Source organism: Bordetella tumbae (genome assembly GCF_965139195.1).
Classification (GTDB): Bacteria; Pseudomonadota; Gammaproteobacteria; order Burkholderiales; family Burkholderiaceae_B; genus Bordetella_A; species Bordetella_A tumbae.
In genome coordinates, this window is record NZ_CBCSJH010000015.1 from 89,074 (window position 1) to 110,380 (window position 21,307).

General features: G+C 59.8%; 8 protein-coding genes. 2 read left to right on the forward strand and 6 right to left on the reverse strand.

The genetic code is table 11. From position 1 onward, the window contains the following. Positions 1 to 88: 88 nt before the first annotated feature. From glcF to aroG, 5 genes are all read right to left on the reverse strand, one after another. Positions 89 to 1,318, reverse strand: coding sequence for a glycolate oxidase subunit GlcF (gene glcF / locus ACNA0J_RS16800; protein WP_415820004.1), 1,230 nt, complete (start codon positions 1,316 to 1,318; stop codon positions 89 to 91). Between the two features lie 6 nt (positions 1,319 to 1,324). Continuing rightward, positions 1,325 to 2,524 carry a glycolate oxidase subunit GlcE gene (glcE, locus tag ACNA0J_RS16805; protein ID WP_415820005.1) on the reverse strand — a complete coding sequence of 400 codons (1,200 nt, stop codon included), beginning with the start codon at positions 2,522 to 2,524 and terminating at the stop codon, positions 1,325 to 1,327. 11 nt (positions 2,525 to 2,535) lie between these two features. Further along, on the reverse strand, positions 2,536 to 4,035 hold the full coding sequence (locus ACNA0J_RS16810; RefSeq protein WP_415820006.1) for an FAD-linked oxidase C-terminal domain-containing protein: 1,500 nt from the start codon (positions 4,033 to 4,035) through the stop codon (positions 2,536 to 2,538). 107 nt (positions 4,036 to 4,142) lie between these two features. After that, the gene (locus ACNA0J_RS16815; RefSeq protein ID WP_415820007.1) at positions 4,143 to 5,552 is read right to left on the reverse strand and encodes an FAD-binding oxidoreductase; all 1,410 of its coding nucleotides are present in this window, start codon (positions 5,550 to 5,552) and stop codon (positions 4,143 to 4,145) included. Between the two features lie 53 nt (positions 5,553 to 5,605). Next, positions 5,606 to 6,679, reverse strand: coding sequence for a 3-deoxy-7-phosphoheptulonate synthase AroG (aroG, locus tag ACNA0J_RS16820; protein ID WP_415820008.1), 1,074 nt, complete (start codon positions 6,677 to 6,679; stop codon positions 5,606 to 5,608). A 443-nt stretch (positions 6,680 to 7,122) separates the two neighbouring features. On the opposite strand from aroG, the gene ACNA0J_RS16825 reads away from it, so the two are divergent. Both ACNA0J_RS16825 and ACNA0J_RS16830 read left to right on the forward strand, forming a co-directional pair. Then, positions 7,123 to 10,686, forward strand: a complete 3,564-nt coding sequence (locus ACNA0J_RS16825) for an AAA family ATPase (RefSeq protein WP_415820009.1) — start codon at positions 7,123 to 7,125, stop codon at positions 10,684 to 10,686. A gap of 181 nt (positions 10,687 to 10,867) precedes the next feature. Next, the gene (locus ACNA0J_RS16830) at positions 10,868 to 14,173 is read left to right on the forward strand and encodes an autotransporter outer membrane beta-barrel domain-containing protein (RefSeq protein WP_415820010.1); all 3,306 of its coding nucleotides are present in this window, start codon (positions 10,868 to 10,870) and stop codon (positions 14,171 to 14,173) included. A gap of 85 nt (positions 14,174 to 14,258) precedes the next feature. Here the strand turns inward: ACNA0J_RS16830 and ACNA0J_RS16835 are convergent, their stop codons facing one another. Continuing rightward, on the reverse strand, positions 14,259 to 21,146 hold the full coding sequence (locus ACNA0J_RS16835; RefSeq protein ID WP_415820011.1) for a hypothetical protein: 6,888 nt from the start codon (positions 21,144 to 21,146) through the stop codon (positions 14,259 to 14,261). Positions 21,147 to 21,307: the final 161 nt, after the last annotated feature.

Below are 21,307 nucleotides of genomic sequence, written 5' to 3' on the forward strand. Positions count from 1 at the left end.
GGGCCGGCATGGCATTTGCCCGCCAACACGCGGCGCTTATAGAACCGAGCATTACGCATGCCACCATACCCTACACGCAAAGACGGGTTCACCCGCGCGCCATCAACCTCTCATCCACCACTTCAATCCAATGCCGCACCGGCACATCCGTCCCACTCTGCAGATGCGACACACACCCAATATTCGACGAAACAATCACCGACGGCTCCGCCTGTGAAATCGCCGCGAGCTTCCGATCCCGTAACGTCAACGCCATCTCCGGATTCAACACCGAATACGCCCCCGCCGACCCGCAGCACAGATGCGTATCCGCAAACGGCTGCAACTCAAAACCCAAGTCACGAAGCAGCCTTTCACTCAACGGACGCAACCCTTGCCAATGCTGCAAAGTACATGGGGGATGAAACGCCGCACGCCCACCCGGCGCCAACCGGGCACGCAGCACCTCAGCATGAGGCGCAACGATTTCCGCGACGTCCTTGACTAAAGAAACAATGCGTTCCGCACGACTGGCGTAATTAGCATCATGGCGTAGATGGTGCGCGTATTCCTTCACCATCGCGCCACAGCCAGACGCATTCATCACAATCGCCTCAACGTTGCCTGCTTCGATCAGGGGCCACCATGCATCGATATTGGCGCGCATCTGATCGAGTGCATCCGCTTGCGCATCGAGGTGAAAATTCACGGCGCCACAACATCCTGCGCCAGGAGCCAATCGTGCACCAATGCCGATCGCATCGAGCACTCGGATCGTGGCAGCGTCGATGGTCGGCATCATGGAGGGCTGCACACAGCCCGTCAGCATCAGCACCTGGCGCGTATGCTGCGCCACAGTTGGCAATGCCCCGGGATCACGACGCACGGGAACTTTGCGCTTGAGCGCGTCCGGCAACACATGACGCAGCGCCTGCCCCAAACGCATCGCAGGGCCGAACAACGACGAATTAATGCCTTTGCGCAACAACAGACGGCGCATACGATCAGACCAAGACCGGCTGACCTTCTGATCTACCAAGTGGCGACCGATATCAATCAAATGCCCATATTCCACGCCCGACGGGCACGTGGTTTCGCAGTTGCGGCATGTCAGGCAACGGTCCAGATGCTGTTGCGTGGCTTGCGTGGGCTCGGCGCCCTCCAGGACCTGCTTGATCAAATAAATACGCCCGCGCGGACTGTCGAGCTCGTCGCCCAACACCTGATAAGTCGGACACGTCGCCGTGCAAAACCCGCAGTGCACGCAACGACGCAGAATAGCGTCGGCTTCGCGGCCCTCGTTAGTGTCTCGCACCCAGGAAGCTAAATTGGTCTGCATACTGCGCTATAGCTCCAACACCATTCGGCCAGGATTGAATAATCCCGCAGGATCCAGCTCTTGTTTCAATCGCCGTGTAATGGCGGCGACACCGGACGATAGAGGATGAAAGACCCCATCGGCCGGAATCGCGCTGCCGGCAGATCGGAACAAGGTGGCATGCCCGCCCAACTGCTCTGCCCTCGCCCGGACCGCCTGCGCATCGAGGTTGCCGCTCAGCCAGCGCTGGCCACCGCCCCACTCTACCAAGGTCGGCACACCAAAGTCTTGCGCCGGTGTGGTCGGCGGCAATGCGACACGCCACAACGGTCGATCTTGTTTGAAAAACGGATGCACCTGTTCGCGCAAAGACGTCCACCACAGATGGGCTTGCTCAGCGTCCAACTCATCACCGCCTATGCTTGCCTTGGCGGCACGGATGGCAGGCGGCGCCCCGGACAGCCGCACGGTGACATAGCCTGCGGGGTTGGCGTTGCCGGCAGCGTTGGCCATACTCGCAGCGTCAGCGCCAATGGCCGCGTTGGCGCCATGATCCGCCTGTGCAGCGCCAGCGTCGTATCCATCAGCGGGACTCCAGCTCGTCGCCGAGATCGCCAATGGTTGGCTGCGCCATTGCGCAAAGTACGTCAGCGCCTCTTGCTGCGTCGCCTCGAATCGCAGGCTGCATTCTTCGAAGGGTTTGGGCAGGACCTTGAGAGAAACGTCGATGATCGCCCCAAAGATGCCCAACGATCCCGCGAGCAGGCGCGATACGTCGTAGCCCGCCACGTTTTTCATGACCTCTCCGCCAAATGACAAGAGACGGCCCTGCGAATCCAGTAGGCGCGCGCCCAGCACAAAGTCGCGCACGCTGCCTGCGGTCATGCGGCGCGGCCCGGCCAAGCCGGCCGCCACGCATCCGCCGACCGTAGCCGAAGCGCTGAAATGTGGCGGCTCGAACGCCAGCATCTGGCCTTGTTCGGCCAGTTCGGCCTCGAGCATGGCCAGCGGCGTGCCTGCACGCACCGTCACGACGAGCTCAGAGGGCTGATAATTGATGATGCCGTTGTAGGCGGTCATATCCAACAGGCAGTGCCCGTCTTGCGGTGTCACCGGACGGTGGTTGCCGTAAAACGATTTGCTGCCGCCGCCACGGACGAATAACGGCTTGTGACCGGCGTGCGCGGTCATGACCTGATCACACAGCTCCGACAGAACGAATTCCATACTCGACGAGCCTAAAAACGCGAGAGATCAGGAAAGCGCAGCTCCCCGCCATGCACATGCATCTTGCCGTATTCGGCGCAGCGTGCGAGGGTCGGAATGACTTTTTCAGGGTTTAACAGACCGGGCGGATCAAACGCCCGCTTGACAGCCAGGAATGCCTCCAGCTCATCACGCGAAAATTGCACGCACATTTGATTTATCTTCTCCATACCCACCCCGTGTTCCCCAGTCAGGGTGCCTCCTACTTGCACGCACAATTCGAGAATTGCCGCGCCAAATTTTTCTGCCCGCTCGACCTCGTCAGGCTTATTTGAATCAAACAAGATCAGCGGATGCAGATTGCCGTCGCCCGCATGAAAGACATTCGCGCAGCGCAGCTCGAACTCGTCCTCCATCTGCTCGATCGCACCCAGCACACGCGCCAGATGACGGCGAGGGATCGTGCCGTCCATGCAATAGTAGTCAGGCGAAATACGCCCTGCTGCAGGAAAGGCATTCTTGCGTCCGGCCCAGAACAACAAACGCTCGGCCTCATCGCGCGAGACTTGCAAACGCGTCGCGCCGGCCTGGCCAAAGATGGCCTCCATGCGCTCGACCTCATGCGCGACCTCTTCGACCGTGCCGTCGGACTCGCACAGCAGAATGGCTTGGGCCGCCATGTCATAGCCGGCTTTCACAAAAGGCTCGACCATTTGCACGGCGCGGCGGTCCATCATTTCCAGGCCAGCAGGGATGATGCCAGCCGCAATCACGTCGGTCACGGCCTGCCCGGCGGTCTCGACACTGGAAAAACTGGCCATGACCACCTGGGCGCACGCGGGTTTCGGAATGAGTTTAACGGTGATTTCCGTCACCACACCCAGCATGCCTTCGGAACCGATGAACAAGGCCAATAGATCCAGACCCGGCGCATCTGGCGCCTCGGATCCCAACTCGACCACCTCACCGTCTACGGTGACTACACGCACTCGCAATACATTGTGAACCGTGAGACCGTACTTCAGGCAGTGCACGCCGCCGGAGTTTTCCGCCACATTGCCACCGATGGAACAGGCGATCTGGCTGGAGGGGTCAGGTGCGTAATACAGGCCGTGGGGCGCCGCAGCCTCGGATATCGCCAGGTTGCGTACACCAGGCTCGACCACCGCCGTGGCACTGACGGGATCGACTCGCCGGATACGGTTGAATTTCGCCAACCCCAGCAGCACACCTTGTGCGTGCGGCATGGCGCCGCCCGATAGACCTGTTCCTGCGCCTCGGGCCACGATAGGAACACTCAACCGTTTGCAGACTCGCATGACGGCGATGACTTGCTCTTCGGTCTCGGGCAACACCACGATAGGCGGCAAGGCCCGATAGAGGGACAAGCCATCGCATTCGTAAGGACGAGTGTCCTCCTCGCGATGCAGGATGCAATGCGTGGGCAAGACACTGTGCAGCGCATCCAGAACCGGACTCGCGGAAAACGATTGCTCGGTGTGACGCAAATTGGGCTCAACCAATGAGTTCATTTCTAAACAATAGCGTGTCGCTATCAATCGTGGCAGAGCGGATTTACCCGCATCCGCCACATCATCCTTGTCCAGACCGGCAGTTCAGCGAACCGCGGCGTCGCGTCTTACCAGTTGATGATTTTGCCGGGATTGAGGATGTTATTGGGATCGAAGGCGTGTTTCAGGCTACGCATCAGCGCCAGGGCGTCTTCGCCATGCTCTTCTGCCATGAATTGCATCTTGTGCAGACCGATTCCATGCTCGCCGGTGCACGTGCCATCGGCTGCAATCGCACGCCTGACCAAATTGTGATTAATCGTTTCCGACTCGCGCCATTGCGCCTCGTTGTCGGGATCCAGCAACATCAGCACGTGAAAATTACCGTCTCCGACGTGGCCGACGATCGTGTAAGGAAAGCTGGCACGATCCAGTTCCTCGACTGTCTCGCGCACGCAATCCGCCAAACGCGAAATAGGCACGCACACATCGGTCGTGCTCGCACGGCATCCCGGCCGCAGCTGCAGGCCGGCAAAATAAGCAGCGTGCCGTGCCGCCCACAGTCGGCTGCGGTCCTCGGGACGCTCGGCCCATTCGAAATCCATGCCGCCATGATCGGCCGTAATGCCTTGCACGATCTCGGCTTGCTCTTGTACACCCGCCGGGCTGCCGTGGAACTCGAACACCAGCAACGGTGTCTCGCGCAACGTCAGTTTGCTGTGCAGATTGACCGAACGCACGGCGGCCTCGTCCATGAACTCGACACGTGCCACCGGCACACCCATCTGGATGATTTCGATCACGCTTTGCACCGCGTCGTTCAACGACGGGAAATTGCAGATCGCGGCGGACACCGCCTCGGGCTGCGGATACAGGCGCACCGTGACTTCGGTAATGATGCCCAGTGTTCCCTCGCTGCCGACAAAGACGCGGGTCAGATCGTAGCCCGCCGACGATTTGCGGGCGCGGCTCGCGGTGCGCACGATACGGCCATCGGCCGTCACCACTGTCAACGACACCACGTTTTCGCGCATCGTGCCGTAACGCACCGCATTCGTACCCGAGGCTCGCGTAGCCGCCATCCCGCCCAGGCTGGCATCTGCGCCCGGATCGATCGGGAAAAACAAACCGGTATCGCGGATCTCTTCGTTCAGTTGCTTGCGCGTCACGCCGGCCTGCACCGTCGCGGTCAAGTCTTCGGCATTGACCACCAGCAACTGATTCATCTGCGACAGATCAAGACTGATACCGCCCTGGATCGCCAGCAAATGCCCTTCGATCGACGATCCTGCACCGTAGGGAATCAGCGGCACGCGGTGTTCGTTGCACAAGCGCGCCACTGCAGCGACCTCTTCAGTACTTTGCGCAAAGACCACCGCATCGGGCAGCATGGGCGGATACGGTGACTCATCGCGGCCGTGATGCTCGCGCACGGCCTCGGCGACAGACAGGCGATCCGCAAACCGCTCACGCAGCGCATCCAGACAGGCGGCGGGAACAGGTCGGCGCAAAGATTCAGTATGGGCAGGAGCGTTCATGGCAGGCAAACGGCGTAGAAAGTAAAAAAACCTATTCTACGCCCTGCGCAGCCTCACTTCCCCACAACAGCCGCGGCCAGCCGCCGGGCTTTCACCGCCCCAGCGAGCCGCTCCAATACCGCCACCGAAGCATCCCAATCGATGCAACCGTCGGTGATACTCTGGCCGTACACCAGCGGTTCGCCGGGCACCATATCCTGGCGGCCTGCGACCAGATGGCTTTCGATCATCAAGCCGACAATACGCGTATCGCCTGCTTCGAGCTGCCGCGCGACATCATCCACGACCAAGGGTTGGTTTTCCGGTTTTTTGCTGCTGTTGGCATGGCTGGCATCGATCATCACGCGCTGCGCTAGACCGGATTTCGCCATATCCTCGCAGGCTGCCGAGACACTGGCTGCATCGTAATTAGGCGCCTTGCCGCCGCGCAGGATAACGTGGCAGTCCTCGTTGCCGGCCGTCGAGACGATGGCCGAATGCCCGCCTTTGGTCACCGACAGGAAATGGTGAGGCTGCGAGGCAGCCTTGATCGCGTCCACGGCGATCTTCACATTGCCGTCTGTGCCGTTCTTGAAGCCGACCGGACACGACAGGCCGGAAGCCAGCTCTCGGTGAACTTGGCTTTCGGTCGTGCGCGCCCCGATGGCGCCCCAGGACACCAGGTCGGCGATGTACTGCGGCGTGATCATATCCAGAAACTCGCAGCCGGCCGGCAGGCCTTGGCTATTGATGTCCAGCAACAACTCACGGGCCACGCGAATACCGCGATTGATATCGAAACTGCCGTCCAGCCCCGGGTCGTTGATCAAGCCTTTCCAGCCCACCGTCGTGCGTGGTTTCTCGAAATACACACGCATCACGATTTCCAGCTCGCCACGCAAGCGATCGCGCACGGGCTTCAGGCGCTGAGCGTATTCGAGTGCAGCCTTGGTGTCGTGGATCGAACACGGGCCGATGACCACGATCAGACGGTCATCCATGCCATGCAGAATGCGATGCATCGCCTGGCGCGCGGCGAATACCGTTTCGGAGGCCTGCTGGGTGCAGGAAAACTCGCGCATGACGTGCGAGGGCGGATTCAGTTCTTTGATTTCGCGGATGCGAAGATCGTCGGTATTGTGTGACACGAGAGACTCCTGGGTGACCCACCAGGCTGGCGGCAAAAAAAACCGCCAGCGACGCTGGCGGTTTTTTAGGGAATTTTGTGCGGACTTTAGTCCAAGTGCGTCCCTTCCTCCGCCAGCGGCTTCAGAAAACCATAAAAATAAAAGTAAAAGGCGGGGGACGCGAATTTCATAGGCAGAAACTCTAGCACAAGAACGAAAAAACGTCCATTCGTGATGGCCATTCCATGGGGGTCAATCAGTAATTAATAAAAAAACAACATACTGTGACGAAATATAGTCTTTTATGTATTATCGGTGACATGGAGTATCCATATGAAATTTTGCCTAACTCATTCGCCGCTTTGCTCCCGCGCCCCATACAGCTGCAACTGTTAAATCATTTTGATCTATTTGTTGATCGCGAGAGCCGAGCCAGTCAACTGACCTACGATAAGCCACGCTTATTGCTGGCGATCCTTGCATTAGCCAACGGCGAAGCCCTCTCCCGCAATCGCCTGGCGCACATGCTGTGGCCCAATCTGTCAGAGTCACAAGGCAAGACCCGTTTTCGGCATGCATTACATGTATTGCGTCAGGCGCTGGGATCGCACCATACCGTGCTTCAGAGCCAAGATGATCGCTTGGCTATCGCGCCGGAGTCCCTCCAGGTCGATGTGATCACGTTGCTTGCTGATGGCCCAAGCGCCATGACTGATGAAATGTGCCTGACACTGTACCGGGGCACATTGCTAGAAGACCTATGCTCCCGCATGGACGGCCCGCTGGACGAGTGGTTCCAACATTGGAATCAGCGCCTGAACACCCGAATGGCCCAATGCAGGCAAAGGCTGGTTTCGATGTGGACGGCCGAGGGTCGTGTGCAGCATGCGTTGACGCAAGCGCGTCAATGGATTCAACGATGGCCCGGCGAAGATAGCTGTCACCAGTTGCTGATTGACCTGCTGGTGCGCGATAAGCGCTACACCGAGGCGCGCCAGGCCTACGATCAATACGCGGCCATGCTGCGCCTGCGCGCCGATACACAACCCGACGAGCACACGCAGGCACTGATTGCCAAGCTGCCTCCGCCGACGTCCCTGTCGTTGACGCCGAACACCGAGGGCCGACAGCATCATTATCGGCCACTGGCGGTGCTGACCGTGACGTTGCGCTGCCTCGTGGAAAATGCGGCGAGTCTGCTGCAGACGGATGCCTTGACGTGGCTTCACCGGGTCGACCTCGCCGTTCGGCGCAACGCCCAGTTGTACGGGGGATGGGTGGCACCAGCCGGGGCCAATCAGTTCATCATTTATTTTGGATTTCCCAACCGGTCGGAACGGCCGGTGCTGCGCGCTGTCGCACTGGCTCGCACTTTGCGTGAGCTGCCATTGCCCCGAGTATTGTCGATGCACATGGGCGTGCACGCGGACATCGGCCTATGCGACGACAGTCAACCCGACTATGGCAATCTGCTCGCGCAAACGGCGCTGACGCTGGCCATGCATGGGAACTGGAGCGAAATCCTGCTCACAGCTCAAGCCCACGCACGCATGATGGAATACGACGTCCTGGAGACACGGCGCAATGGCAAGATGGTGCGCCTGCTAGGGAATACTTCCGCGCCAGAATTGCAAAAAGCGGTCGGGCGCGCGACCGAACTGAATATGCTATTGCAGACGCTGCGCCGCTGCGATATCGAGGCTCGCAACGAGACCATGTCGATCATCGGCGTCCCGGGCGCCGGCAAATCGCTGCTGGCGAGCAATCTCGCCTGGCACGCGAGCCAGATGGATACCGATGTGGTGTGGCTGCAATGTTTACAGGACCAGCAAACCAACGCTTTGCACCCCCTTCGCCTATGGCTCATGAGTCGGCTACCCGCCTCGTTGGATCCTGTCACTGACGAGATGCTGAGCACGGCGCTCGGCCTGCCGATTGCCATGTGTACGCCACTGGCAAATCTGTTTCGCCTGGACACGCCGGCACACAGGACAAACATCCGGCCAGAAACGCTGGAAATTGCCAGCCGCGCGATCATGAGTCCCTGGCGTCCAGATCGTCCATTACTCATCGTGTTCGAAGACATCCAATGGGCAGACGCCGTGACAAAAGAATGGCTAGCGCTAATGGCCAATATTTCACTCGGGCGCTCCTCAATGTTATTGACGACGCGGCGCGGCACATTGACCTCGCCGCGCATCGCGTCCGACTTGCCGCTCGATCCATTGGATGAGAAGGCTTACCTCGACATCGCGTCGCAGCGTGCTCGCAAACTGAAGCTGGACAAATCCACCCTGGCAGATATTGCCAGGCTGGGGGGTGGTGACCCTTCGCACCTGACCGCCTTGATGACCGATATTGCGATCAAAGTTCCTCAAGAAACACCAGGCAGCTCGAAGCTGCCCGCTCTCTCGCACGAAAGAGCCTGGATAAAGTCCGGCGTAGCCGGCGCTCAATACCAGCCCGTCAGTTTGACGGACAGGCTGTACGTGCAACTCCCGTTGTTGGATGCGGGCACGCGCAAGCTGGCGTATCTGTGCGCTCTATTCGACGCCCCGCTATCGACCGTGGATGCGACGAGCATCATGCTCTGCAGCGAGCAGACGCTGCATCAACGGCTAAAGGTATTGCAGTCGTCGGGCATCGTATCGGCGCATGCGAACCATACGTGGTCTTGTCCCGTGTTGGTGGCTCATATCATTCGCGGCCAGCTAAGCCCGGCAGAGTATGAACAACTGAACCAGGAAATCGCTCAGTATTTGTTGAATACCGAGCTACCACCTGCACGCATCGCGCATTTTCTGGAACAGATCAAGGATGCTCGCGCGCCGATATCGTGGAAAAACGCCGCGACGACCGCGCTCAGGGCAGGCCAACTGCATGAAGCAGACGCGCTGATTTCCAAAGCCCTGAGCTGCAACGAACTGATCCCCTCGGATGCAGAGCGCGATCAGTTCGTGTTCGAATGCCAGATGCTCAAAAGCACGACATCGAGCGCGCTGTCCGGCCCAGCACACCCCGAGACGGCGGCGTCTTATCTCTCTACGACGACGCCTGCCTCATCGGGAGACCTCGGTGCCATGATTGTGGCGCTGTGGGGCCAGTGGATGCTGGCGCAAAACTCTGGCAATCATTCAGAAGCATTGCGTCTGGCGCAGCAGTTGACGCACGCCGCCAACACCGTCCAGGATCTGAACATTCAGGGATGGGCCGTGTACGCCCTCGCGCAATATTATTTGTGGCGAGGATCGGGGCGCGAGGCTCAATCCTTGCTCAGCCACGCGGAAACCATGCTCGCGAACGCACCGACACCGGCGATGTCGCCGTTCGGCGCGAATGCCCAGGCGCTGGTCCCTGCCTCATTGGCCTTGGCTTATGGACTACAGGGCAAGTACCCGCTCGCCTTTGCCGCCATCGAACGCGCAATACAGCTGAGCGCTACCGGGGATTCGGCCTGGATATCGGTGCTCTGCCGACTATCCTGCGCGCGCATCCATTATCTGAAAGGTGAACTGGATCTCGCCCGCCAACAAAGCCAATATATCGTCCAGCATACAACCGGGATCGACACCCTCACGCCCTGGCAAGCCATCGCCATCGGCTATGCCATGTTGCCTGAGGTATTGACGCGCCAAGATCCTCAGGCGCTTGCAGCCATGGAGGCTGCCTTGCCCGCGATCCGGCAGGGCATGCCCGTGTCCGTGGATGGCCATCTGTGCCTGCTGGCTCGGGCATATATCGCGATGAGCGATATCCCGCGCGCCATGACGCTGCTGGACGAGGCTCACACGTTGGGGCACGCTCATGATTCAATCAGCCTGAGGTCCGAGATCCACTGCCTGCGAGGCGATGCCTGGCACCGTCTCGGCGATCTCGAACGGGCACGGGCTAGCTGGCAACACGCTTATGACGAGGCCAAGACCATGGCGTTGGTGCCCTATGAGCAATGGGCGAACACTCGGTTGCTTGCACTAGATGCGGACACCCAGGACCAGTGCGCCCGACCACGGCGTGCGATGGCTCGCTGAGCACAGTCCCGGCGCATTCGTCATTCGAAGCGCCCGGGAATACCGCGTTTAACAACGGTTTAATTCCACGGCAATAACCTGCCATTCCTCTCCAGACGATTAAACGGCTGGCCACCGACTGACCCATACAGTGCCTGCACTGTATGGGTCAGTCGGTTCGGCTTACGAGAGGATAAAAATCATGAAGCTCCAAGCAGTATCCGCGCTATCACTGTTGATCGGTACTTTTGCATCAACGACGGCGTGGTCTCAAGAGGTCAAAAATATCCTGGATCACAATGGGGTTCCGATATTTCAAACCAGAATTTTTGGTGTCAACGATGGCTATTACACGCTGGACGACTGGGGAGAAGCCACTGTATCGACCTGGAACATGGACGATACGAAAAAAAGTCGCGTCTTGTCAGCTGTCGCTTATTGGGCCGAACTCATACAAGCCGTACCCGGCCAGAATCCCGCGATCATCAATATTGGCACCTACGATGGAGCGGGAGCGTCCGCGCTAAGTTATCTGGCATCCTACGAGGCAGGCGCTGGAACCAATGTTCATGCCGCCATTAACAATCAAACCTCCGGCCCCCTGGATTTCGGTGCACACGGCTATATCAATGTAGGCACCATGAACTGGGCCGGCGGACCCTATACGCCCTCTCAAATTGTGTTGACCCCGAAGGTCAACATGACCTCGGTCGTGATCCATGAAGTCGCTCACGCCATGGGCATTGGTTCAGCGCTAGGATACGGTGACGACCCCGTGGACCCAGAAAGTGGCAGGTTATTAATCGTCATGCCTGAGGAGCTGTCTGCATGGGAAGAGCATCTCTACGACGACAATAACCAAAAGGCCCGGGCGGGGCAGATTGTCTACTGCGAATCATGCGTGAATTACACCGAAACGCCGGATGGCAGGCCGCTGACGCCAGAAGACATTTTCGACGCCAGAAACGATAAGGCTTATTTCGCGGGAAAACACGTCAATGAGGTTCTGGCCGGGGCATTGCCTGGTGTGCCGCTGACGTTGTACAGACAGAACAGCCTGGTGTTGGACACACCCGCTTGGTCTCATCTCGAGTTCAAAAACAGCCTGATGAGCCATCAACGATATCGCAATTACACCAACTTGATGGAAGCCGAAGTCGCTGTCCTTCAGGATATCGGTTATCAGATAGATCGCAGGAATTTCTGGGGATTTTCTGTCTATGGCGATAATCAGACGTTGACGAACGACCATCCATTTTTCGCACGCAATGAGAGCGGGACAGATTATGTGCCCGGCACCTACAACACGGCGACGCAGGGGCTGGGCCTGCATGTCTACGGCAGCAACAACACCATCGTACAACGCGCAGATTTACTATCCTCGGGCGCGGGAGGCGGCGGTATTCGCGTGGATGGACAGGGAAACCATCTGACCGTCCTGCCCGGTACCCGGGTTCACGCCAATGGCGCTTATGGGCGCGGGGTCATGTTTGCGTATGGCAAGGATCACACATTGACGCAGCGCGGTGATATCGAAGCACTAGGAGAGCACGGAATCGCCGCGAGCTTCGATTTCGGCCATAACGCGGTCGGCGACGATATTGAATCTCGGGGTTCGTATATCACAACAGTAACCGGTCAGGATGCGCCGCTGCTCGATGAGTTGAACGGTCCGCTGGTCACGCGTGTTGATCTGACAGGACGGCTGGCGGGCACGTATGCGTCGATCTATATGGCGGACAACTCCTATGTGGGTGACATCAACGTCATGGGCCAGGCGCAAATCACCGGCGACATCATCTCGGCATACAACCAGACCGATGAAGATCATAACCAGCGCATCACCCGCCTGACGTTCGGATACAAGCCGGACACCGGCGGGCATTCGACCGGCATTGCCGATGCGGACTTTTCTCTCGCCTACGACGGCAATATCGTTGGTATCAATAACTTGTCCCTGCAACTGATCGGCGGCGTCACGCAGTTGAGCGGCAATCACGAGCTCTATGCGGTCAATGTGGCACAAGGTGCCAGTTTGACCGGTTCTGGGCGTTATCAGATCAATCACGACGGCGCCTTTATCAACGAAGGCAAGGTCATGCCGCTGGGTCCCGGCAAGCCCATGATCGTTGATGGATCTTATGTACAAAAAGCATCTGGCGAATTGCAACTCGCGTTCAATGACAAGAGCGAGATCAGCAATCTGGTCGTCAACGGAAGCGCCGATATTAACGGTACGCTCAGTTTCACTGCGGACCGCGGATATTATGCCAATGGGTTCAATGTGACATCGAACCAATGGCTGCAGGCTGATACCGTCACAGGATCGTTTGCCACGCTCACCACGGATCTGCAGTCCCCTACCTTGACCGCCGCAGCGACAGAGGTCAGTCAGAATACTTATGAGGTGACGCTTTCGCGTGCTGGAGATGCATATTCGAAGTACGGCGAGACCGCGAATACCCGCGCGGTGGGTGCAGCCCTCTATTCCGCCGCAAACCAGACGCAACCGAAAATTCAAGCGCTCTTGACGACATTGGACTTTTCCGCACCGGACGGCTCGGCAATTCAATCCGCCTTGCCTCGTTTGACGGGCGATAGCCATCCGTCTTTACTCACGGCCCTGGCCACTCAGTCGAGCCTGACACAATCCGCGCTCATTGAGCGTGGGATGGAGCACCCTGCGACCGACGGCGTCGACCTATGGGGTAGATATCTCGCCTTGCGCTCGCATACCGACAGCGACGGTAATGCTGCCGGGGTCGACAACTCGTATCAAGGCATGCTCTTTGGTGGCGATACCGCCGTTGGCCAGCATTCTCGTCTGGGACTAGCACTGGGATTCGGGGCATCATCGATGGACAGCAGAGGTCGCGACGACAGCGCCCGCGTCGACAACTACACCTTCGCTGCCTATGGCAACACCGATATCGATCGCGTCGCGTTGCGCTACGGAGCGTCATACAGCCTGCATCATATCGACAGTCGCCGGCAAACCCTGGACGGACTGCCGCGCAGCCGCGCCTCTTACAACGGCCGCACTGCTCAAGCCTATCTGGAAGCAGGACTGCCTCAACCGCTCGGTACCGTCACGCTCGAACCCTTTGTCGGCCTGGCCTACGCTTCGGTACATACCGATGCATTCAGCGAATCGGGCGATATCGGATTGGATGGCAAGTCCGCTCATCTGAATGTGGGATTCACCACGCTCGGGCTGCGCGCGGATGCAAACTGGACATTCTCCGGGCAGCGTGAATTAAGTCTGGAGGGCAAAGCCGGCTGGCGTCATACGTTGGGGTCGCGTACGCCCGATACCCGACTCAGTTTTCAAGACGAAGCCTCGTTTACCGTCGCTGGCGTTCCGCTGGCTCGCGACACCCTGCTCTTGCAAACCGCTCTCACCTGGCGCGAAACGCAAAACGTGGCGTTCGGGCTAGCCTATCAGGGTGAATTCGGAAAGAACTACGGCAACCAGGGGTTGTCAGTTCAGGCTAGCTGGCGGTTCTGATTTGTCGTAACGCGACGCCTGCCATCGTGCAGGCATAGAAAAAGGCCCAATACCGCAACACGGTATTGGGCCTTTTTTTATCGCTTTAGAACCGCATTCCCAACTGCAGTTGGGCAGAGCGATCGTTATACCGGTCACCCAGACGCTGACGCCACTCCGCGCGCAGAACCATACCTTCGCGAGTTTCGATATCCATCCCCAGGCGGTATTCGGCGAATACCGATGGCAACTCTTGCGTCAGATGAAAACGATCACCACTGTTGTCGATCTTTAAACGCGCGCTGGTGTTCCAATCATTGCCAGGCATCCAGTTCACGCCCAAGCCGACATAAGGCCGCAACGCGAGGTCGTTCTTTTCGAAGCGGCCGCCGAACTCGACAGAGGGGCTGATCATCGCGCGCACGTCGCTGTGGCCATCGAATGCCAAGTTGAACGCGCCACCGCCTTTTTCCGAATAGGACGGCACACGTTGATAGATCAGATCCACATCCATCGTCGGTTTTATATACATGTCCGCCATTTGATGAACATAGGATGCTTGCAAGCGCAACGCCGCAAAACTCGTATTCCAATCGGCGTATGGGCGCTCGATGCCATTGATGGTAGAAACGGCGCGATGCGTGTCATAGGAACCGTACCCCGCACTCAAGGCGCCAGCGTATGACCAGGGACCGTTGATCTTGCGCAGGAAAGCCACACCGCTGGTGCTATGCCCAGATGTCCTCAGCGGGGTGCTGGTGGCCTTGCCGTTCGCGGTCTCATAGGATACGCCTCCGCCGGCGAACCAACCGTTACCCAGGAACTGCTGCCCGCCCACCATGTAGCGTACCGAGTTGTAGTCAAAGCCCGAATCATCAGGCCCGGCTCGGCGATCCAGCCAATTGCCCTGAATGTCTCCCCACAAGCATGATCGCTCCTCTGTCGTGCCGATCGCCATTGCCGCATCGGGACAGTTCATCGTGCGGTTCAGAAACATGCGATGAGCCAGCGGCATGATGGCGGCAGGCGCTTGGATGGCATCGTTGGCGATCTCCTCTAAGACATCTGCATAGGCTTGCGGATCGTCGGCTTGCGCGACGGTATCAAAAACGCTGGCGTAGGCTTGCCCAGGATGGTTCGACGCTGCGCTGACGGCCGAGGCACTGTCGGCTTGCGTCGTCACAACAGAAGACGCGCTTGCCCGGGCAACAGGAGCCAAGTCCGCGCCACGCATCAGGCGAGTTGTATTTTCCTCGGCAGGAGCATCATCCGCACTGAGCGCCTGCGTCATCACGCTTCTGGCACCTTGGTTTGCAGCAACCCGCGTTTTAATCCCATCCCATTTGCGGCCGAGATACTCAGCGACCTCGGATTCCTCGTCGGAGAGCAGGTGATTATGCCGCGTGAAGTCCGCGTTGATCCCCACCGACAGGTTATTACCCTCTCGCACAATCGGATAATCGAACACCGCATTGCCTTGTGAATAAAAACCTTGTGCCAGCGTCAGCCCAGACTGTGCCTGAAGCACGTTGACGACTTGGCCCGGCAGATGGTTGCGGCCCTCGACAGCGAGCTTACCGTCCAAGTAGGCGGAGCCCGTCGTCGTCAGCACATCCCCTGTGCCAAGCTGGAAATCGACCTTGGGCTCATAGCTGCCCGAGCTTTCCTGGCGATAGTTGCCCTTTAGCAGAGTGGCCGCCATGGCGTTGCCGCTACCGATGGCCAGTATGCCTCTGTTGGTAAATTGGCCCGGTGTGGTCGTGTGGAGATCTCCGGCCGTCAAAGCGATAAGCTCACCCGCCTGCAAGGTGCCGAGATTATTCAGCACGCCCGGAACGTTTTGTTCCAACAGGATAGAGCCTTGCAATGTGCCGCGGTTTTCCACGGTGGTGCTCGCATCGCCTGTCAGTGCGCGAATCGCGATACCGGACGCAGCAGACACCGACGCGCCCTCGCGGATATCGACACGGTTGTCTTTGCCGCCAGCGAGTTCGAGCGCAGCGGCATTGCCCGACCCGCCTAGCACAGTGCCACCATCCCGCACATCGATGGTTATCGCGCCGGCTGTCGCTCCACGACTCTGGGCAAAAATGCCGGAGGCATCATCACCGGATGCTTGAACGGAACCATCGACCACGACAGCAACCGGACCACCGCTGCCCTGCCCGGCGACCGTTCCCTGGCCGGCAACGCCATCAACCCAGCCTCCGCCCCCTCCGATGCTTTGCGCAAAAACAGCAGGCGCATTCTCGCCTGTCGTGTGCACCGCCCCCTGCACTCGCACCGTCACGGCGCCGCCATTGCCTGTCCCGGCCTTGGACTGACTGATGGTTCCCGCTGCGGGCGCCGTGTTTACGCCGGACCATGCGTATCCCCCGCCGCCGCCTATGCTCTGCGCCAGGATGCCATAAGCACCGGCGCCCCGCGTTGTCACCCGCCCTTTGTCATCTATCGTGATATCGACCTGGCCGCCATTACCGTTTGCCGTAGCAGCCGTGTTGAATTGCGTGACCACATTGCCAGCCCCTATCAGCCTGGACGCGCCCCCGCCCCCACCTATGCTTTGTGCCAGGATGCCATGCGCCGCTTTGCCTTGCGTATCGATGGCGCCGTTTTGTATCAGGCTGACCACGCCACCGTCGCCTTTGCCGCCACCCAGATTGACCGTCGCGGTCTGGATGCCTTGCGGATAAACCGAATAGGACAACCCACCACCGCCACCTATGCTTTGCATCACCATGCCAATGCCGCCATCGCCGAGCGTCACGATGCGGGAACCGGCGCTGTTCTCTGCGTTGACCACACCACCGTTGCCACCCGTGCCTGACGCGCCGTTCAGGGAGATCAACGCCGCATCGATACGAACCTTTTGTTCCGATGGCGACTCGGAAACGCCTACCGCCACGCCTCCCGCGACGCCGCCACCCCCACCGATACTTTGCAGGCGCACCCCATCGCCCAGCAGGCCGCTGGCTTGCACGATGCCTGTATCGTTTTGCATCCACGTCACGGCGCCGCCGTTGCCGCCCGAGCCACCTTTGCCACCGACCGCCATCGATACCTGCACCGTGCTAGTAGGCGCGATCGTGGAAGTCTCGTAGGACGAGGACGCCATCCCCCCCATGCCGCCGCCGCCCCCTATACTTTGCAGCAAAGCGCCGGCATGGATGGCCCCATCGGCGAGCAACGTGCCGCTGTTATCGACCCGAACCCGTTCGCCGTTACCTCCTGCGCCGCCTCGGCCACCGACCGCCAACGTAAATGCACCGCCTTGCGTAGGCGCGTTGCCGGAAATAATGTCGGCCATGCCGTCTACGCTGAGGCCCGCATTGACTGTTCCAGCGAGGCCACCACCACCGCCTATGCTTTGCGCAACCAGCACGTCGCCGTTCTTTGTCGAGATTTCACCGGTCTGAGTGACCTCGACGCTTCCGCCTTGGCCCGCGTTGCCGCCGGATCCACCAATAGCGATATTGACACCGATCTTGCCGGCCGATTGCCCGGCCTCGCTACTCGATGCATTGCCGCCACCGCCGCCGATACTTTGCGCCAGCAATCCAATGCTATCCCGACCCAACGTCTGAATCACGCCATTCTGACTGACTTTCACGGCGCCGCCGTTTCCGCCTGAGCCCGCTTTGGCGCCCAGATTCAATGACAATGACAAATCACCGCCTGGCGCAGAGGACGAGCTGGATCCGCTTCGCCCCCCACCGCCACCTATACTCTGAGCCACCAACCCGTTGCTTTGCCGGCCATGGGTGGTGATACCGCCGTCTTGCGTCACCGTCACGGCATTGCCCGAGCCACCACTTCCGCCAGCACCGCCGAGCGCAATCGTCAAGCTGCCGCTGTATCCCTCGTATTCGTAGCCGCCTCCACCAGGGATGGGCATGGGTTCAGGCCAGGGAGGCATATTTTTATCGCCTAGCGAGCTGCCAATGCCGCCACCGCCTCCTATGCTTTGCGCAACGATACCGTCGCTGGCGATGCCACGAGTTTCTATCGTGGCCTGGCCAAGCTGCGTCACCGTGACACGCCCTCCCTCGCCACCGTCACCTCCCTTGCGCCCTAACACAAGCGCAAGATTGACCGTGTCGGCACGCGTATCGCCGTGCGTCAGGCCCCCATTGCCACCACCGCCACCTATGCTTTGTGCCGCAACGCCGATGGCGGCATTGCTAGCGGTCTCGATGCGGCCCTGTTGCTTGACCGTCACCGTGTCGCCGTTCCCCCCTGTTCCTCCCTCGCCACCTATTGATAAAGCGCCGGAAAAACTCTGGGCGCCGTAGGCTACTGCCCGCGATGTCGCCGCCCCGCCCACACCTCCGCCGCCGCCGATGCTTTGAGCGAGCAGGCCCGTCGCATGTTCACCGGCAGTCTTCAACACACCCTGGTTGTCGACGGATACGGTACCGCCCGTCCCGCCATCACCGCCGCTGCGTCCGATCGCAATTGCCAGAGACACAGTCGTTCCCAATGACGCGGAAAAACTGAACGCGCTCGCCGTCCCAGCGGTGCCGCCGCCTCCGCCTATGCTCTGCGCGACGAGCGCTTTCGCTCCTTCACCCTTGGTCGTGATAGATGAAAAATTGTTTGACTGGACACCACCGCCTTGGCCACCGCTGCCCCCTGTGCCGCCTACAGAAACAGCGGCACTGCCGGAGTACTGAGGATATGCCGACATAGCAATCGCCACCGCGTTGCCCCCCGCGCCACCGCCACCGCCAACGCTTTGCAGTAATGCGCCGTGGGAATCATTGCCAGCGGTGTTGATCTGCGCACGATTGGTGAAACTCACCTCCCCGCCACGCCCAGAGCTGCCACCAGCCCCACCCACCCCTATTGAAACCAACGCCAGCCCAGCGCTCGTGCCATTACCGCCGATTCCACCGCCGCCACCGACGGACTGCCCCAGGACTCCGACGGCGCCTGCTCCCTGGGTGGTAATGCCGCCATCGGTATTGATCTGCACACGCCCGCCGTGGCCTCCCGCCCCCGCCGATCCACCCACACTATTGATCATCACATTGGCAAAACCCACTGAGGTAGCGATACCCCCATCGCCCCCGCCGCCGCCGATACTCTGTGCGACCACAGCAGAGGCATCGGCGCCCGAAGTGGTGATATCGCTGCTTTTTCCAAGATTGATGGTGGCAGTCCCGCCATTTCCCGCGGCGGCACCTTTGCCGCCGGTGCTGAGGTTGTAGACGAGCCCGAAGGCTTCCGACTTTGCTCCGCTGCCGCCACCGCCACCTATGCTTTGAACATGAATGGCATAGCCTTGTTCGCCTTGCGTCGTGATCTTGCCGGTGTTCTCTACGTTCACGGTGTTGCCGTTGCCACTGGAATGGCCATCGCCGCCGATACTGATCAGGCCGGTCGAACTCCCCCCATTGCCGCCCCCCGCACCGATGCTCTGCGCGAGGATGCCTTTGGCGGACTTGCCTTGCACCGCCACACTACCGCTGTTGACAACGACGACCTCCGAGCCATTGGCATTCGGGCTATTGGAACGGCTATCTCCACCCATAGCAGCCTGGCCCAACCCGTAATACGCGCCGCCATCGCCACCGATGCTCTCGGCAAACAACCCGTGGCTGGCCTCGCCGCGGGTAGAAACCGTGCCGGAATTACGCAACGCCACTGTCGAGCTATGGCTATTCGCACCCCCTTGGCCACCTACAGCGTAGATGCCTGCGCCTTTGCCGCCGTTGCCCGATGCGCCTCCGAGACTGGCCGCATACAGACCATAGGCATCTTTGCCTCGGGTATCGATCGTCGCAGCGCTGCTTAACGACACCGCGCCTCCGGTTCCGCCCGAGCTACCGTCGCCCCCAGGAGAATAAAAGACCCCGCCTTCCCCGCCGTTGCTGCCACCACCGCCTCGGCTGACAGCTTGTACGGCAGTCGCGGTATCCCCGGTCGTGTTGATGCGCACGTTCGAGCCCAACTTCACATCGATCTTTCCGCCGTCTCCGCCCGAGCCGGCTTTGCCGCCTCGAGCCAGTCCAGAGCCGCCGCCCCAGAACCCATCGCCGCCGTCGCTTTCGGCGAGAACACCGCGCGCTCCCGTGCCACTGGTCGTGATCGTCACATTGTTCAAGTCGGCGATCAGGTTTCCCCCTGCGCCCCCCGAACCGCCGTCCGCGCCATTGGACCAGCTGCTTCCTGTGATTCGCCCACCGTCGCCGCCTTGGCTCGACAGTCTCAACCCATGGCCGTTCACGCCACGGGTCGTAATCTCTGATGCGCCGCCGCCAGAGAGCCCTGTCAGCGTCGCTGTCACCAAACCGCCTTGGCCGCCGGTACCTCCATGGTTGCCAGACGTCTGAATAAAACCGCCGTCGATGTTACCGCCATCGCCCCCTTTGGAACTCATATCAATGCCTCGCCCACCCGCACTGATATTTCCACTGAAGCTGCGCAGATTGACGATGCCTCCATTGCCGCCATTGCTGCCCGACCAACGAATCCCCACGGCCTGATAGGCCGTATTGCCCTGACCGCCGCGACTCTTGAGTTCGAGTGCGGCGGCACTGCTGCTGGCGGTGCTGATCGTGAGGCCCTTGGCCGTCACCACCATCAACCCAGCGTTGCCACCGCCGTCGCCGCCTTTCATCCGCGAGCCCGCATCGCCGCCCGCTGCGGAGACACTGACACCATGCGCAGCCCCGCCTGCATTTCTATTGACAATGCGGCCCGAGATATCGGCGTTAACTCCTTTCGAGAATCCGCCCATGGAACCCGTCGTGTCAGCGATTACGCCATGGTGGCCTTCGCCGCCTCGGCCACCACGCGAGTCAAGCAGGATCGACGCGATGTTTGTCGACGTATCCAAAGAAGCGCCCGCCCCCTGAGAAAACACAATGAGATCGGCATCGCCGCCACTTGTAGACCCCCGGAAGATGCTGGCATTGCGGCCGTCGCTACCATGCTTCTCGATCTTGACGGGCGTCGTGCTGGTTTGCGCATAGGCGCCTGCCGGGATCATCCACAGTGCAATGACCGTTGCGCGTAACAAGAAAGGGATATGAGGAAATCTTGCCCCCGCGGACTGGCTCCCAAGAAGGGTCATACCTGACTGGGGACTGCCGTAATACGCGAAAGTCTGCGGGTGCTTCATAGAGAGTCCGTATTCTTGATTGACATTTT